The sequence below is a fragment of the Sphaerisporangium sp. TRM90804 genome (genome assembly GCF_029846175.1).
GTDB lineage: Bacteria > Actinomycetota > Actinomycetes > Streptosporangiales > Streptosporangiaceae > Sphaerisporangium.
In genome coordinates this window covers 1-16,308 of the sequence record NZ_JARWAC010000016.1, presented here as the reverse complement: position 1 = coordinate 16,308, position 16,308 = coordinate 1, and the positions used below count along the sequence as shown (strand labels likewise).

Sequence of the window (16,308 nt, the reverse complement as noted above, 5' to 3'; positions counted from 1 at the left end):
ATGCGGGCACTCCGCGGGGCGCCCGGTAGCGTACGGCTCCCGGGACGAACGAAGGGACGTGGATGGAGCGCTGGCCCCGCGGCGCGTCGGCGTGGTGGCGCCGGAACGCGTACGCCTGGCTCGGCCGTCCCGGCCGGCCCCCGGCGCGCCCCACCCCCCTCCCCGCCCTTCCCGGCGGCCCCCCGGAGCACGCCGCGACCCCCGCGACCCCCGCGACCACGCCCGAAGCCGGCCCCCCCGCCACGGCGGACGCCTCGGCCGGCGCACCCACGACCACCGACGAGCCCTCCACCACGCCAGAGGACCCGCCCACCACCCCGGACCCGGCGCCCACCGACGAGCCCCCCGCCACCACGGACGACCCGCCCGACGCCCCCCACCCGGCGACCGCCCCCGAACCCGCCCCGCCCCTCACGGCGGGCCCTCCGGCGACCACGCCCGACCCCGCGACCACGACCGCGCACGAGCCCCCCGCCACCACAGACGACCCCCATCCTGTAGTCACGGCCGTACCAGACCCGCCCATCACGGCCGGCCCTCCGGCGACCACGCCCGACCCCGCGACCACGACCGCGCACGAGCCCCCCGCCACCACAGAGGGCCCCGCCGACGCCCCCCGTTCTGCGGCCACGGCCGTACCCGGGCCGTCCGTCACCGCGGGCGGCCTGGGGCGGGCGCGGGCGGCTAGGGCGCGGATCGGCGGGCGGCTGGGGGATTTCGGGGGGCGGCATCGGTGGTTTCTCGCGGTGTTCGCGCTGGGCGCGGCGTTGCGGGCGCTCGCCATGCTGGGCTACCGCCCGGCGATCTGGTTCCCCGACTCCTACACCTACGTGGTCACCGCCCTGCGCCCCCGGCCCGACCTCGTGCGGCCCGCCGGGTACTCCATGTTCCTGCGGGCGCTGGAGCCGCTGCACAGCTTCGGCGCGGTGGTGTTCGCCCAGCACCTGCTCGGGCTCGCCACCGGCGTGCTCGTCTACGCGGCCGTGGTGCGGTGGGGCGGACGGCGGTGGGCGGCGGCCGCGGCGGCCGTGCCGGTGCTGCTGGACGCCTACCAGATCGAGCTGGAGCACCTGCTGGTCTCCGACTCGCTGTTCATGTTCCTGGTCGCGGCGGCCGTCGTCACCGGCATGGGCGCCCGCACCTGGCGCGCGGCCTGCGCGGCCGGCCTGCTCCTGGCCGCCGCGACGGTCACCAGGACCGTCGGGCTGCCGCTGATCGCGATCGTCGCCGCCTGGGTGCTGCTGCACCGCACGGCGGTCCCCGCCGTCCACCGGGCCGTCCTGCGCCTGCTCCGCCGCCCGCGCCCGGGCCGGAGGGCGGGCGAGGCCGGCATCCGCGGCCGGGCGTGGCTCGCGGGTGTGGTGGCGGTCGCGGCCATGGTGCCGGTGCTGGGGTACGCGGGCTGGTTCGCGGCCACCTACCACCGGTTCGGCATCGTGGGGTCCAACGGCGTCTTCCTGTACGCCCGCGCCATGTCGTTCGCGGACTGCGAGCGCATGCGCCCGCCCGCCGACCTCGCGACGCTGTGCGACCCCACGCCGCCCGCCCTCAGGCCGCCCTCGCAGGAGTACGTGTGGGCGCCCGAGGCGCCCCTGGTCCAGCGGCCCGGCATCACCTTCACCCGCGAGACCGACGAGCTGGCCGGGCGGTTCGCGTTCCTGGCCATACGCACCCAGCCGCTCGACTACGCCCGCTCGGTGCTCTCGGAACTGTCCCGCTCGTTCACCTGGGGCAGGCCCGTCTACCCCGACCGGGAGATCTACGACTACTACGAGTTCCCCGAGCACCCCCCGCCGCCGCCGGGCCGCTACCCGGCCATGGCGGGCGCGCAGTTCGCCCTTCGCTACGAGCGGGGCCCCATCGGGACGGCGATCGCCGAGCCGTTCGCGGGCTGGATCCGCGCCTACCAGGACGTGGCCCGGCTGCCCGGCGCGGTGCTGCTCATCGTCCTGCTGGTCCCGCCGGTCGTGGCCGCCGCCGGCCGCCGCCGCGCCCGCCCCGCGTCGCAGGACGGGCCGGCCGGGGCGCCGTGGACGCTGCCGTGGGGCATCGCCGCGACGTTGCTGGTGATCCCCGCCGCGACGGCCGAGTTCGACTACCGGTACGTGCTGCCGGCGGTGCCGCTGGCGTGTCTCGCCGCGGCCCTCATGACCCGAGGGCAGGGAGGGCGGTCAGGAGCGTCTCTACCTGGGGATTCCATGAACATCGTGTAAAGCTGCGAACTACTTGGTTCCACGAAATATCCTCATATCGGTACACTTGCCCGCGAGATCGACCCCCATGGAGCGCGCGTGATCATCAGCCGAATCGACCGATCATGCCGCTCAGAGCAAGGCCGGTGACCTACCCTCGTGACGAAATGAGCGAGCACCGACACCTCGGCGCGGTACGCGACCCCCGGGCGGAGCCCGAACCCCCCGGTCGAAGGGCGAGCCGCCGCCGAGCGCAGGAGCCACCCGACCGTCCCCCCGCGGGCGACGGCGGGCGTTCACGCCGTCAGACGGGCGCGCCGGCAGCCCCGCCGCCCCCCGAGCGGCGCGAGCACCATGTGGTGGACGACCGGCCTCCCCGCCGCCGCGGCGGCCCTGAGACGCCCCCGCCGCCTCCGCCCGAGGAGCCCGGGCCCCGGCGCCGCGAGCCCTCCGGGCCTGGCCGGAACGGCAACGGCCGCATGCGGCTCATGGCCTGGGTCAGCATCGCGCTCACCAGCCTCCTGGTGCTGCTCGCGCTCACGGGCTACACCCTCTACCGCAACGTCCTGGGCAACCTGCGCACCGACGACGTCAGCGACGACCTCAACGCCAACCGCCCGGTCAACGCGACCGGCGCGCTCAACGTCCTGCTGGTCGGCTCCGACACCCGCGAGGGCGACAACAAGAGGTACGGCCAGCACATGCAGGGGCTGGGCGAGCGCACCGACACGATCATCCTCATGCACATCTCCCCGAACCGCGACAAGGCGACGCTGATCAGTTTCCCCCGCGACTCGATGGTGCAGATCCCCGCGTGCAGGAACGCCCAGACCAAGGTGGCGATCCCTCCCCGCCTCGACATGATCAACTCGGCCTTCAACGAGGGCGGCATGGGGTGCACGATCAACACGATCGAGGCCACCACCAACATCCGCATCGACCACTACATCAAGGTCGACTTCACCGGCTTCAAGAACATCGTGGACGCCCTCGGCGGCATCCAGATCTGCGTGCCCACCGCCGTGCAGGACAAGGAGGCCAAGCTCACGCTGCCGGCCGGCAAGCAGATCGTGAAGGGCGAGACCGCCCTCGCGTACGTGCGCGCCCGCAAGGCGCTGGGCGACGGCAGCGACATCAGCCGCATCAAGCGCCAGCAGATCTTCCTGTCCCAGGTGGCGAAGAAGGCGACCAGCGGCGACACCCTGACCGACCCGGGCAAGCTGGTCAGCCTCGTCACCGCGGCCGCCCAGTCGGTCGTGATGGACCCGAACCTCGACGTGGACACGCTGATCGAGATCGCGCAGAGCGCCCGCAGCCTCACGGCCAAGGGCGTGAAGTTCGTGACGGTCCCGTGGGAGGCGTACCCCGGGAACGCCAACCGGGTGCAGTTCAAGCAGCCGGACGCCGCGCGCATGTTCGAGTCGCTCCGCAACGACATCGAGGTCACCCCGTCGGCCAAGCCGAGCGCCGCCACGTCCTCCTCGGCGCCGTCCAAGCCGGCGATCAAGCCCGCGCAGGTGCGGCTCCAGGTGCTCAACGGCACCACCATCGACGGCAAGGCCAAGGAGGCCGCCGCCGCGCTGGCCGCCCAGGGCTTCACGATCACCGAGGTGGGCGACGCGCGACCGGCCGACGGCACCAGCCGGCCGAAGACCACGGTGCTGTTCGGCAAGAAGGACACCGACGGCGCCGACTACGCCGCTCCGCTGGCGGCCAAGCTGGTGAACAAGGTCACGCCGGCCTCGGGCAAGGTGAAGCCCGGGGCGGTCCAGCCGTTCACGCCCATCGCGTCCGGCTCTCCCACCGCGGACTCCGGCGAGGGCACCGGCACGCCGGCCGACGGCCCGGTGGTCCAGCTGGTCATCGGGCTCGACTTCAAGGGCATCAAGGTGCCGGTCACCATCCCCGAGAGCGCGCGCGTCGTCGACTCCAAGACCGACGTCTGCAGCACCTGACCGCGGTGCCGCGCCGGCCTCGGAACCGGGGCCGGCACGGCACCTCCGCCCGCACCTCCGCCCGCACCTCCAGCCACGCTCTCCTTACGTGTGGGATGGTCCAATCTCGTCCTGCTATGGGACGTCACCTGCGGTGATCGCCGCGCTGGAATCCCGGCTCTGTCGCGACATTCGACGGAGAGCGCGTTAGGGTGATGATCTGGTGAGCGCGTCCTCGTCAGTCCCAACCTTCACCTCGATCGCTCTTGGGCGCCCGCCAGAAGTCCGAAGCTGGCCTGGCCTACCGAGAGATAGCTGAGCGTTTCCCCCGTGAGTGACACGCGATCCTCTTTCCACGTACCGGCCCCGCGCTCCGACGACGTCCCCGACGAGGAGTCCGGCGCGGCCGAGGAGGAGCAGGCTCCCGAGTCCGCCGCGACCGACACGGAGACCGGTCCGGAGGAGGCCCCGGCGGCCCGGTGGCCCGTTCCCGACTACGCGGCGCCGCCGACCGGCGCGTGGGACCGTCACCGACCGAGAACGGCCGAGAGGTCCCCGGGGTCCCTGTGGCCGGCGGCCGACCCCACCCAGCACGTCACCCACGACCACCCCGCGCCGCGGCACCGCTCCAAGAGCGCCCCCGCCCCCGCTGACGACGACCCCGAGACCTTCACCTTCGACGCCCCCAGGTGGGACGATCGGCAGCCTCAGGGCTACGACGAGGCGCCGCCACGCCGGCCCTCGCCGGGCGAGGCGGCCCCGCGCCGGCCCTCGACCGACGAGGCGGCCCCGCGCTGGCCCTCGCCGGGCGAGGCGGCCCCGCGCTGGCCCTCGGCCGACGAGGAGACGCCCCCGGCCCCGTACACGCCTCTCGCCGGGCAGGCCGTCCCCCACGCGGAGCCGTACGCCGACGACCCCACGCCCTACGCCGGGCGGTCCGCGGCCCACGCCGTCGCCCCGTCCGTGCCCGCCTGGGGCGGCGGCCACGCGACGCGCCCCGCCGAGGGCGCCGTCGCGCCCGAGCAGGCGCCACCGGGCGTCGCCTCCGACGGCTTCTCCTACTGGGAGCGCCGCCCGCCACAGCCGGCCCCGTCCACGCAGGGCGGGTGGCCCGACACCGAGTCGCCGCGTGGCGGCGTCCAGACCGGCGAGCGCGCCTGGGGGCAGCCCTGGCCGCAGCCCGAGGAGGCCCCCGAGGCGCAGGCCGCGCCCGCGGCGAAGCGCCCGCGCGAGCCCTACCTCGACAACGTCAAGTTCGTCCTCATCGCGCTGGTGGTCACCGGGCACTCTCTGGTGCCCACCCTCGCCGCCGACTCCTCGCGCGCCGCCTACCTGTTCATCTACGTGTTCCACATGCCGCTGTTCGTCGTGATCAGCGGCTACCTCAGCAGGAACTTCTGGAACTCCAACGCCAAGACGAACAAGCTGGTCGACACCTTCCTGGTGCCGTACGTGATCGTGGAGCTCGGCTACGCGGTGCTCCGCTTCGCCTTCGGCCACAAGTGGAGCCTGACGATCATCGACCCGGCCTGGCTGAACTGGTACCTGCTCGCCCTGCTGCTGTGGCGGCTGTCCACGCCGGTGTGGCGGCGCATGCGCTATCCCCTGCCGATCGCGGTCGCCGTCTACCTGCTGGCCGGCCTGTCCGACCTCCCCGGCGACTTCAGCATGGACCGCTTCTTCGGCCTCATGCCGTTCTTCGTGCTCGGGCTCCTGCTCCAGCCGCACCACTTCGACCTGCTCAACCGCGCCTGGATCAAGATCCTCTCGGTGGGCGTGCTGGCGGGCGCCGCCGCCGTGGCGATCCTCATCGCGCCCGAGGTGCCGCTCGACCCCATCTACTACAAGGACGCCTACGCCGAGCTGAAGCTGTCGTGGTGGATGGGCATGGGCGTGCGGCTCGGCCTGCTGGTCGCGGCGCTCGCCGTCTCGATGGCCGTCATGGCGCTGGTCCCGCGGCGCAGCACCTGGTTCTCCGACCTCGGCACCCGCACGCTGTACTGCTACCTGCTGCACGGCGTGCCCGTGTACATCGCCAAGGAGATGGGCTGGCTGAGCCAGCCCTGGCTGTACGGGCCGCTGGGCGTCATGGCGATCACGAGCAGCTGCTTCGCCCTCGCGATCGTCCTGTGCCTGCCGGAGACCCGCACGGCCTTCAAGTGGCTGCTGGAGCCGCGCCTGAGCTGGCTCTACCGCAGACCGTCGTCCTAGGCCCGCACGGCGCCGCCCGCGACGCGATGTTCAGCGGCATTTCCCCCGCGATTCACGGTAAGCACCCGGGCAGTAAGGGAACCGCGCTCAGCATCGACACATGAAGGTATGTGTCGGCACGATCGTCCACCACCCGGAGGACGCCCGCATCATGCACCGGCAGATCCGGGCGCTGCTGGCGGCGGGCCACGAGGTCACGTACATCGCGCCGTTCACCCACTGCAACGTCACCCCGCCGGCGGAGATCCGCGCCATCGACGTGCCGCGTGCCGTCGGGCTGCGGCGCAGGCACGCGCTGCGCGCCGCCCGCGCGGCGATCAAGAAGGGTGTCCAGGACGCCGACCTGCTGCTCGTCCATGACATCGAGCTGCTGTTCGCCCTGCCGCGCCGCCGTCCGCCGACGGTGTGGGACGTCCACGAGGACACCGCCGCCTCGCTGGACACCAAGGACTACCTTCCCGAGCCGGCCCGCCGGATGCTGCCCCCCCTGGTCCAGCGGGTCGAGGACCGCGCCGCGCGCCGCACTCACCTGATCCTCGCCGAGCCCGCGTACCGCGAGCGCTTCACCGGCGACCACCCGGTGGTGCCCAACACCACCTACGTGCCCGCCACGCCGCCGCCCGCCCCCGGCGAGAGCCGCGTGGTGTACGTCGGCCACCTGTCGCAGGCCAGGGGCGCGCTGGAGATGATCGAGCTGGCCCGCCGGCTGCGGCCCAGCGGCATCAGGCTCGACCTCATCGGCGGCGCCGACGCCCGGGTGCGCCCGGCGCTGCGCGACGCGCAGCGCGAGGGAGTGCTCGACTGGTTCGGCTACGTCCCCAACGACCACGCCCTGCGCATGGCCGAGGGCGCGCTCGCCGGCCTCTCGCTCCTGCACGACCTGCCGAACTACCGCCGGTCGCTGCCCACCAAGGTCATGGAGTACATGGCCAGGGGCGTGCCGGTGGTGAGCACCCCGCTGCCGATGGCCGCCTCGGCGGTCGGGCGCGCCGGCTGCGGCGTGATCGTGCCCTTCGGGGACGTGGACGCGGCCGAGCGGGCCGTCCTGCGGCTGCGGGACGACCCCGAGCGGCGGGCGGCGATGGGCGCCCGGGGGTACGCCGAGGCGCGCGGCCACTACCACTGGCCCGACCACGCCCCCGCCTTCGTCAGCGCGCTGGAGGCGTGGGCGACCCGGGTCCCGGCCACGGTCACCCGGCGCGTGGTGCCCGCCTGACCCCGCCCCGCCGGGCATCCCGGCCCCTTCCACGGCTGGCGCCCCGCTCCGCTGATTGGTCTACTTGACCTCATGGCCAGCCATCACATCCAGGGGCGGACGGTCGCCATGCCGGTGGAGATCCGGGACGCCACGGCGTGCGCCGCCACCTACCTCGTGCGCGCGGACGCCGTCCGGGCGGTGCTCGCCTACTGCGACCTCGACGTCGCCGAGGTGCTGCCGGGCAAGGCGCTCTGCACGCTGGCGTTCATCCGGTACGACGAGGGCGACCTCGGCTCCTACAACGAGTTCGGGGTGGCGTTCAGCGTGCGCCCGCCGGACGACCGCCGCCGGCGTACCCGCGGCCCCGTGTCGGGCCTGCGCGACGTGCTCGCGGCCGTCTCGGGCATGTTCGTGCACTGGCTGCCCGTCGACCAGCGGTTCACCATGGAGGCCGGCCGCGCCATCTGGGGCTTCCCCAAGGAGCTGGCGCAGATCGACCTTCGGCTGTCGTCGCCCTACAAGCGGTGCCTGCTGCGCAAGGACGACCGCCTGGTGCTCGACCTGCTCATCCGCCCCGGCGTCCCGGTGGTGGCGGCCCGCACCCCGATGGACGCCTACTCCCACCTCGACGGGGTCACCCGGCGCACGCGCTGGCACATCAGGCCGCACGCCCTGCGGACGCGGCCCGGCGGGGCGCTGGTCAGGCTGGGCAACCACCCGATCGCCAAGGAGCTCAGCGAGCTCGGCCTGCCCAAGCGAGCCCTGGCGACGGTCACGGTGTCCGGCGCGGCGCTGAGCTTCGAGGAGCCGCGCAGCATGCCCTGCCACCGGCGTTGAGCGGCCGCCTCACACGATGGGCGGGCGTCCCAGCCTGAGCATGCGCCAGGCCGTGCGCCACGCCATGGGGCGGCGCTCGCCCGCGGGCTCCCTGAGCCCTTCGGCGAAGCCGCGCGCCCACGCCTTGATGGCGTCCCACGACCGCTCGCGCACCAGCGTCAGCACCGCCCAGTCGAGCAGGTAGAAGACCGCCAGCGGCCAGGGGAGGTTGCGGCGCGCCAGCCACACCCGGTTGCGGGCGTTGAGCCGGTAGAAGTCGGCGTGACGCGTCGGCGGCACCTGGGGGTGGTACATCACGGCGTCGGCGTCGTACTCGATGCGGTAGCCCTCGCCGAGGAGCCGCCAGGCGAGGTCGGTCTCCTCGTGGGCGTAGAAGAACCGGCCGGGAAGGCCGCCCACCTGCAGGTACGCCGAGCGCCTGATCGCGCACGCGCCGCCGAGGAAGGTGGTCACCGGGGAGGAGCGCTGCGGGTCGCCGGCGCGCAGCCGGGGCACGTGCCGGCGCTGGCCGGCGCCGCCCTCGGGATCCATGACGCGGAAGGAGATCACCGCGAGGTCGGGCTCGCTGGAGAACCGCTCGCGCACGTGCGCGGCCACCTTGTCGTCGGCGTACCAGCCGTCGTCGTCGAGGAACAGCACGACGTCGCCCGTGCATTCGCGCACGCCGTGGTTGCGCCCCTCGGGGATGCCGACGTTCGTCGGGATGCGCACCGCGCGGACGCTGGACGCGCCGCTGCGCGGCACGTCGGCGACGGGCGGGACGTCGGCGCCGTTGCCGACCACCACCACCTCGACGTCGCCGTCGGTCTGTGTCAGAGCGGACTCGATCGCGCGCTCAAGCTCGGCGACCCGGTTGCCCATGGTGAGGATGACACATGAGATCTTCAACGCGTCATCGCCTCGACGCATGGAGAACGCATGTAGACATGATCACCGAATCTGGTTGAGCGGGCATTCGGAACCCTACTTGCTGACGGCCAAATAAGCGTATCGGAACTCTCGGCGAACCTTCACCGAACAGTAGGCGTTCCCACGTGACCGGTGTTGACTCAGATACGCGGCGGAATGCTCGCACGGTTCACCCGAGGCGCCTGGATCCGAGAATGCTCACGAGGTGCAGGACGGTCTGCAGGCCGGCGAAGACGGCGCACGCGACGGTGAGCACCTGCGTCGCCGTCAGGCCGCCCGCCACGAAGTCCCACACCGCGGCGGCCAGCGCGATCAGCGACAGCTCCACGGCCTGGATCACCCGGTGGAACCGCAGCGCCGCCGCGACCTTGCGCGCCGCGCCGAGCCGCGGGGAGCGGAACCGCTCCGCCTGGGCCTCCTCCGAGGCCGGCAGGCCGGAGCGGGCGCGGGCGACGTCCACCAGGTCGGTCTCCGACTTGATCAGGATGGCGCCGAGCGCGGCGGCGAAGCCGAGCACGGTGAACCAGTCGGGCGTGGTCTCAGAGGCCCGGAAGCCGAGCCCGATCAGCAGCGCGGCCTCGGCGAAGTAGTGGCCCACGCGGTCGAGGTAGACGCCGGTGATCGAGGTGCGGCCGGTCCACCTGGCCAGCTCGCCGTCGGAGCAGTCGAGCAGCAGGTAGACCTGCACGAGCACGGCCGCGGCGAACGCCGCCCACAGGCCCGGCAGCGCGAGCACCGCGCCGGCCAGCAGCCCGCAGGCGATCATCAGGCCGGTGACCTGGTTGGGCGTGAGCGGCGTGCGGGCCAGCGCCCACGTCACGTAGATCGAGAGCTTGCGCATGTAGAGCAGGCCCGCCCAGTGCTCGCCGGACTTGCGTTCGACGGTCGTCTGCGGCTGGGCGACAGCCCGCAGCTCAATGACCGATGGCCCGGACATATTCCTCCACCCGGTCGCGCACCTCGGCCTCGGACAGCCGAAGGTGCTCAAGAATCGTGTAGCGCCCCGGCCGGGTGGACGGCGCCAGGTCGACCGCGGCGGCGAACTGCTCGTTGGTCAGGCCCAGGTCACCCGGGACGACCGGAAGCTTGTGCGCGCGCAGGCAGTCGGCCACCACGGCCAGCCGCTCCTCGTCCTCGCGAAGGAAGAAGCAGAAGGCCGCGCCGATGCCGGCGAGCTCGCCGTGGTTGGAGGTGCCGGGGTAGAGCTGGTCCACGGCATGAAGGATCTCATGATCTCCACCGCTTCCGGGACGGGAGGACCCGGCGACGACCATGGACATGCCCGAGAGGATCAGCGCCTCGGCCAGCACCGTGAGGAAGGCGTCCGACTCGATGGAGTCGGCCCGGCCCAGCACGGCCTCGGCGCTGGTTCTGGCCATCGAGACCGCCAGGCCGTCGATGGGCTCGCCGCGCTCGACGTTGCCGAGCTGCCAGTCCTCGATGGCCGACAGGTTGCTGACGACGTCGCCGATGCCGGCCCGCACGAGCGCGGGCGGCGCGCCGTGCACGAAGTCGAGGTCGACGAGGATGGCCAGCGGCATCGGCACGCCGAACGAGCCCTTGCCGCCCTCGTGCTCCAGCGAGGAGACCGGCGAGCAGATGCCGTCGTGCGACAGGTTGGTGGCCACGGCCACCATGGGGATGCCGGCGAGCGACGCGGCGTACTTGGTGACGTCGATCGTCTTGCCGCCGCCGATGCCCACCACGGCCTCGTAGGCGCCCTTGCGGAGATCGGCCCCCAGGGACACCGCGGCGTCCACCGACCCGTCGGCGACGCGGAACACCCGGGCCTCGCCGAGCGTGGGCGCGATGAGGTCGGAGATGTGGTCGCCCTGGCCTGAGCCGACGGCGACGGCGACCCTGCCGGACGTCGCCACCCGGCTGTCGGCGAGCAGGCCGCCGAGCTGGGCCACCGCGCCCCTGCGGACCTCGACGGTCAGCGGGGCCATGAGCATTCGTGCTAGAAGCGGCATGCGTCCTCCCGGGCCGTGGTCGTGGCCTGCGCCTGCCGGCGGGGCGCGGCTAGTAGTGGCACGCGATCTCCCGGGCCTTCGCGAGGTCCTGGTGGTTGTCGACCTCGACCCAGTCGACCTTGCCGATGGGCGCGACGGCGATCTGCTCGCCCCGGGCGACCATCTCGCCGTAGCCGTCCTCGTAGTAGAGCTGGGGGTCGCGCTCGAAGGTGGCCTGGAGCGCGTCGGCGAGCCGCCGAGCGGCGCCCGGGCGGATCAGGGTGGCGCCGATGTACTCGCCGAAGGCCTCGGCGGGGTCCATGAGCTTGGTGATGCGCTTCAGGTGGCCGGTCTCGTCGAGGACGACCTTCATCTCCTCGTCGGCCAGCGACTTGACGTCGTCGACGGCGAGCAGGAGGTCGGTGGTCGCCGGGGCGTCCAGCAGCGTGCGCTCGACCGACACCGGGTGCACGGTGTCGCCGTTGACCAGCAGCGCGCCCTCGGCGAAGTGGTCGCGCGCGCACCACAGGGAGTAGGCGTTGTTCCACTCCTCGGCCTTGTCGTTGTGCACGAGGGTCAGCTTGACGTCGTGCCGCCGTTCGAGCTCGGCCTTGCGGTCGTGGACCGCCTGGGCGGCGTACCCCACGATGACGACGACGTCCCGCAGATCGACCGCCGCCAGATTGCGCAGGGCGATGTCGAGGATCGTGGTCTCCCCGTCGACCGGCACCAGCGCCTTGGGCAGCGTGTCGGTGTACGGCCGCAGGCGTCGTCCGGCCCCGGCGGCCAGCACCATTCCCAGCAACGTGCACTCCTCAGTCAGAGCAGAGTTCTCCGTAGGGGCAAAGGTTAGTTGCCTTGACGTGCTGATCGTGTAATCCGGAGTTCACTTCGACCTTTATGAGGTCTTTTATTGGTTGTGCGGGCGGAGATACGGGGCGGAACCGGTCAGTCGTGGCCGCCGAGGTCGGCCGCCTCGACGCCCGACGTGGGGGCGGCCAGCCAGCAGGTCAGGCTCTCCCAGCCGAACAGGGCGGTCAGGTAGAGCGCCGCGAGCGCGAAGACCGGGGTGACCACGTCCAGCAGGGCGCCCATGGCCACCAGCAGCATGCGGCCCTCCCAGCCCAGGCCCGCCGAGGCCAGCCACGACGGCGGGTAGACGTGCTGGCGGCAGCGGTAGACCACGTCGTAGTGGTGGAAGAGCATCGCCCCGAGCAGGCCGAACAGCAGGGGCTTGGGAACGTCCCAGGCGAAGCCCACGCAGGTGATGAAGCCGTACTCGGTGACGCGCAGGATCGGCGGCACGAGCCAGTCGAGCCTGCCGTCGTGCGCGTGGGAGCTGCCGGGGCCGGCGAGCAGCAGCGCCACGGCCGGCGCGAAGACCGACGGGCCGTCGTCGCCGGCGACGCCCAGGAACAGCATGACGCCGGTGACGAACGCCCCGGCGAGGGCGGGCGGCAGCGGCGGGAGCTGGCCCGCCACCAGCAGGCCCATGCCGCGCGACAGCACGCCGTCGTCGCGGTAGGTGACCACGAAGCTGCGGGGAACCGGCGTCATGTGGACGATCATCGTCAGAACGACCTCGCGATCCGGCCGGCGAGCATGTAGAGCGTCGCGAGCCCGCCCCAGGCGAGCAGCGCGATGAACGTCACCCGGGCGTCGTAGAGCGCGGCGGTCACCGCGATCAGCAGCATGCGCTCCCCGATGGGCAGCACCACGACCTTCCTGAGCCAGGGCATCCCGGCGAGGACGCTCGGCGCGTCGCCCGGACGGTCCCAGAGGCGTTCGGAGCCGGGCTTGCCGGCCCGCGCCCCGGCGTAGGAGAAGTCGATCATGTGGCGCATCGACTGGACCAGCATGGCGGCGACGGCCAGCGCCCAGATGCTCTCCGGGCCCGTGGGCCCGCGGTCGAGGCCTCCGGCGTAGCCGACGGCGAGGCCGGCGTAGACGAGGTACTCCTTCACCCGGGCGAAGGTGGCGTCCAGCCAGGCGCCGATCGGCGAGAAGGCGCGGGTGTAGCGGGCCAGCTGGCCGTCCACGCAGTCGAGCACGAAGGACAGGTAGAGCAGCGCCGCCCCGGCGACCTGCGCGCGACGCTCGCCCGCCGAGAACGCGACGGCGGCCAGCCCGGCCAGGGCCACCGAGAGGCCGGTGACCGCGTTCGGCGTGAGGCCGAGCCGCGCCGCCGGCCGCACCAGGTGGCGTGACCAGGAGCTGACCAGGTAGGTGGCCACCCAGCCGTCGTCGGACTTGACCGACGCCGCCAGACGGGCGCGATCCTGGTCGACCTCGGCCAGCTTCGCGACGGCGGCGTCCGCGCCGAGCTGCCCCGAGACCCGGCCGCAGTGCAGCCCGCCGAGCGGGGCGGCGCGCACGGGAACGCCGACGCGGACGAGCCCCGCGAGCAGCAGGTCGGCGGCCTCGGCGTCGCGTACGTCGCCGAGCCGCCGGGCCTGGGCGAGGTTGGCGAGCTCGTCCGCGACCTCGGCGAGCCCGGCCAGGTCGGCCTCGCCGACGTGCAGGACGCCCCGGAAGCAGGCGTTGGGGGCGCTGACCGTGTGGAAGGAGTTGCCCGCGGCCACGACCCGCCCGCGCTCCACCCGCACCGGCGGCGTCAACGGGCCCGCGCGCTCGGCCCCCGGCGACACCAGCGCCCCGGTGCCGTGCGCCGGATCGGCCAGCAGCAACGCGAGCGCCTCGGTGTGCGCCACCAGATCGCCCGGCAACACCGCCACCGGCCCCGGCCCCGCCCTCGCCACCGAAGCCACCGCCCGCAGATCCCCCGCGAGCCCTTCACTCACGGTGACCCGAGACCCTCCGGGCCACCCCACGACCTCACCCCCCGCACCATGCCGGCCAGGCACGAGCGACGACCCAGGCCCGTCACCGGCCGAGCCCGGCGGGACCACAGCCGTTCCGTCAGGCGCACCGCCCGGCGACCGCGGACCGGCCCCCGAGCCGTACCCGTCCCCGGCCGCCAGGGGGCGCGGCCCGGCGCCGGCCGTCGTCCCGGGCGACTCGGGCTCTCGGGCCGACCTGTCGACCACATGGACCTCACGCACCGGCAGGGTGAGAAGCTGCCCGGCGAGCCGTAGCGCCAGCGTCCCCTCCGCGCAGGCGAGGCGGGTGGCCGCGGTCGTCGCGAGCACGACCGCGGCCGCCGCCGGGGCGGGACGCGCCGGACTCCCCTGCGGCTCCCATGGCACGGCGGCCGTCCTCGCGGAGGGCCGCACCGGCGGCGGATACGCGGATTCAGGCAACCGGAGGTCTCCTTCCGCGACCGGTATCGTCACCCCGCAACGTAACCGAGTGATCACCACCCCGCAATCCCATCACCGCACGTCATTCCCCCGTCCCAAGCCCCCCGCATCCCCACCCGCGCCGTTTCCCAATCCCATATCCCGACATCCCCCCACCCATCCCCCGGCCCCGACGGCACCACCGAACAACGAGGGCTTGGGAGCAGCACGAAGGGGCACAGGGGACACCCGCCACCCCGCCACCCCGCCACCCCGCCACCCCGCCACCCCGCCACGGATGCTCCCACCCGGCGCCGGGGCGGGGGCTGGGCGTCGGGGGTGGGAAGGGGGTGGGGGTGGGTAGGGTCGGGCGTTGGGTTCATGGGTGTCGCGGGAGGGAATTCATCGTGGGGGTAGCGGAACCGCGTCTGCGCACCGTCGCCGTGGTGCTCGCCGGAGGGGTCGGGCGGCGCGTCGGGGAGGGGACGCCCAAGCAGCTGCTCAAGATCGCCGGGCGGGCGGTCATCGAGCACACGCTCGCCGTGTTCCAGGAGGCGGCCGAGGTCGACGAGATCCTCGTGCTGATGGCGGCCGGATACACCGGCGAGGTGGAGCGCATCGTCGAGCGGGGCGGGTTCGGCAAGGTCAGCCGGGTCGTGGAGGGCGGCGCGACGCGCACCGAGTCCACCTGGCGGGCGCTGGAGGCGCTGGGCGCCGAGGAGTGCGACGTGCTGCTGCACGACGCCGTCCGCCCGCTGGTGGAGCCCAGCACGATCACCGCGTGCGTCCAGGCTCTGCGAACCCACGTCGCCGTCGAGGTGGCCATCCCCTCGTCCGACACGCTGCTGGTCGTCGACACCGGCCCCGAGGGCGAGACCGTCCGCGACATCCCCGACCGCACACTGCTGCGCCGTGCCCAGACCCCGCAGTGCTTCCGCCTGTCGGTGATCCGCGAGGCGTACGAGCGCGCGTTCGCCGACCCTGACTTCGCCGAGCGCCAGGCCACCGACGACTGCGGCGTCGTGCTGCGGTACCTCCCCGGCGTGCCGATCCACATCGTGCCGGGCAGCGAGCACAACATGAAGGTCACCCACCCGGTCGACCTGCACATCGCCGACCGGCTCCTGCGGCTCGCCCCCGCGACCCGCCACGCGGACGCCGAGGCCCGCCACCGGGCGCTCGCCGGGAAGACCGTGGTGGCCTTCGGCGACGGCCCCGAGCTGTCCCACCTCGCCGAGCTGGCCGGGGAGTACGGCGCCGCCGTCCACTGGTTCTCCCGCTCGCGCGACGAGGTGCGGGTGGAGGACGCCGGGGCCGTCGCCGAGGCCCTCGGGCGGGTGGCCAAGGAGAGGGGCCGCATCGACGTCGTGGTCGGCGTCGGCGGCCCCGAGCGGCCGCTCACGCTGGCGGACGCGGACGACGACGCGCTGCGGGAGGTCATCGCGGTGCACCACCTCGGCCCGCTCACCGTCGCCAGGGCGGCGCTCCCCCACCTGCGCGACAGCGGCGGCCACCTGCTGCTGCGCGCCTCGTCCCCCACCCCCGGCGCGGGCCGCACCGGCGTCTACGCCTCGGCGGGCGCGGCCGTGGCGGCGCTGGCCGAGGCCCTGAACGACGAGTGGGCGGGCTACGGCGTCCACGTCGCCTGCCTCGACGCCGCGGACACCACGCTCGCGTCCCCGGACGCGCTGGCCCAGGCCGTCCTGGACGCGGGGGCCCCCCCCCCCCCCCGGGGGCCCCCCCGGGGGGGGGCCCGCGCCCGACCTGCTGGCCGCCGGCCCGGCCGGGGTGCTGGTCACGCTGGGCGCCGAGGGCAGCCTCGTGGCCACCGCGTCC

The 16,308-nt window shown here is 73.7% G+C and carries 12 protein-coding genes; 6 read left to right on the top strand and 6 right to left on the bottom strand.

Going from position 1 to position 16,308, the window contains the following annotated elements:
* Positions 1-62: 62 nt before the first annotated feature.
* The 5 genes from PYR91_RS20520 to PYR91_RS20500 all read left to right on the top strand — a co-directional run bounded on the left by PYR91_RS20520 (position 63) and on the right by PYR91_RS20500 (position 8,372).
* Entirely contained in the window at positions 63-2,213 is a 2,151-nt protein-coding gene (locus tag PYR91_RS20520) for a hypothetical protein (RefSeq protein WP_279781808.1), read from the top strand.
* A gap of 467 nt (positions 2,214-2,680) precedes the next feature.
* The gene (locus PYR91_RS20515) at positions 2,681-4,147 is read left to right on the top strand and encodes an LCP family protein (protein ID WP_279781807.1); all 1,467 of its coding nucleotides are present in this window, start codon (positions 2,681-2,683) and stop codon (positions 4,145-4,147) included.
* Positions 4,148-4,456: 309 nt separating this feature from the next.
* A complete protein-coding gene (locus tag PYR91_RS20510) occupies positions 4,457-6,337 on the top strand; it encodes an acyltransferase family protein (protein ID WP_279781805.1) in 1,881 nt (626 codons plus the stop codon).
* 100 nt (positions 6,338-6,437) lie between these two features.
* Positions 6,438-7,553 (top strand): glycosyltransferase, encoded by a 1,116-nt coding sequence (locus PYR91_RS20505; RefSeq protein WP_279781804.1) that lies wholly within the window; start codon positions 6,438-6,440, stop codon positions 7,551-7,553.
* A gap of 72 nt (positions 7,554-7,625) precedes the next feature.
* Entirely contained in the window at positions 7,626-8,372 is a 747-nt protein-coding gene (locus PYR91_RS20500) for an acetoacetate decarboxylase family protein (protein ID WP_279781802.1), read from the top strand.
* A 9-nt stretch (positions 8,373-8,381) separates the two neighbouring features.
* On the opposite strand, the gene PYR91_RS20495 is transcribed toward PYR91_RS20500, so the two are convergent.
* The 6 genes from PYR91_RS20495 to PYR91_RS20470 form a co-directional block, all read right to left on the bottom strand.
* Positions 8,382-9,260, bottom strand: a complete 879-nt coding sequence (locus PYR91_RS20495; RefSeq protein ID WP_279781800.1) for a glycosyltransferase — start codon at positions 9,258-9,260, stop codon at positions 8,382-8,384.
* Between the two features lie 190 nt (positions 9,261-9,450).
* A complete protein-coding gene (locus tag PYR91_RS20490) occupies positions 9,451-10,218 on the bottom strand; it encodes a CDP-alcohol phosphatidyltransferase family protein (protein WP_279781798.1) in 768 nt (255 codons plus the stop codon).
* Positions 10,196-11,236, bottom strand: a complete 1,041-nt coding sequence (locus PYR91_RS20485) for an iron-containing alcohol dehydrogenase family protein (protein ID WP_279782342.1) — start codon at positions 11,234-11,236, stop codon at positions 10,196-10,198. The genes PYR91_RS20490 and PYR91_RS20485 overlap by 23 nt, the downstream gene beginning before the upstream one ends.
* 67 nt (positions 11,237-11,303) lie before the next feature.
* The gene (locus PYR91_RS20480) at positions 11,304-12,038 is read right to left on the bottom strand and encodes a phosphocholine cytidylyltransferase family protein (RefSeq protein WP_279781796.1); all 735 of its coding nucleotides are present in this window, start codon (positions 12,036-12,038) and stop codon (positions 11,304-11,306) included.
* 143 nt (positions 12,039-12,181) lie between these two features.
* Complete coding sequence (locus tag PYR91_RS20475; protein WP_279781795.1) at positions 12,182-12,790, bottom strand: DUF5941 domain-containing protein; 609 nt, start codon at positions 12,788-12,790, stop codon at positions 12,182-12,184.
* A 14-nt stretch (positions 12,791-12,804) separates the two neighbouring features.
* Positions 12,805-14,034 carry a CDP-alcohol phosphatidyltransferase family protein gene (locus PYR91_RS20470; protein ID WP_279781793.1) on the bottom strand — a complete coding sequence of 410 codons (1,230 nt, stop codon included), beginning with the start codon at positions 14,032-14,034 and terminating at the stop codon, positions 12,805-12,807.
* Between the two features lie 845 nt (positions 14,035-14,879).
* On the opposite strand from PYR91_RS20470, the gene PYR91_RS20465 reads away from it, so the two are divergent.
* On the top strand, positions 14,880-16,308 hold a 1,429-nt coding region (locus PYR91_RS20465), incomplete at its 3' end, for a bifunctional cytidylyltransferase/SDR family oxidoreductase (protein ID WP_279781792.1).

Excerpts from the sequence above, each read along its gene's own strand:
- PYR91_RS20520 (WP_279781808.1), top strand. The coding sequence starts at position 63 with ATGGAGCGCTGGCCCCGCGGCGCGTCGGCGTGGTGGCGCCGGAACGCG.
- PYR91_RS20515 (WP_279781807.1), top strand. The coding sequence starts at position 2,681 with ATGGCCTGGGTCAGCATCGCGCTCACCAGCCTCCTGGTGCTGCTCGCG.
- PYR91_RS20505 (WP_279781804.1), top strand. The coding sequence starts at position 6,438 with ATGAAGGTATGTGTCGGCACGATCGTCCACCACCCGGAGGACGCCCGC.
- PYR91_RS20500 (WP_279781802.1), top strand. The coding sequence starts at position 7,626 with ATGGCCAGCCATCACATCCAGGGGCGGACGGTCGCCATGCCGGTGGAG.
- PYR91_RS20490 (WP_279781798.1), bottom strand. The coding sequence starts at position 10,218 with ATGTCCGGGCCATCGGTCATTGAGCTGCGGGCTGTCGCCCAGCCGCAG.
- PYR91_RS20485 (WP_279782342.1), bottom strand. The coding sequence starts at position 11,236 with ATGCTCATGGCCCCGCTGACCGTCGAGGTCCGCAGGGGCGCGGTGGCC.
- PYR91_RS20475 (WP_279781795.1), bottom strand. The coding sequence starts at position 12,790 with ATGACGCCGGTTCCCCGCAGCTTCGTGGTCACCTACCGCGACGACGGC.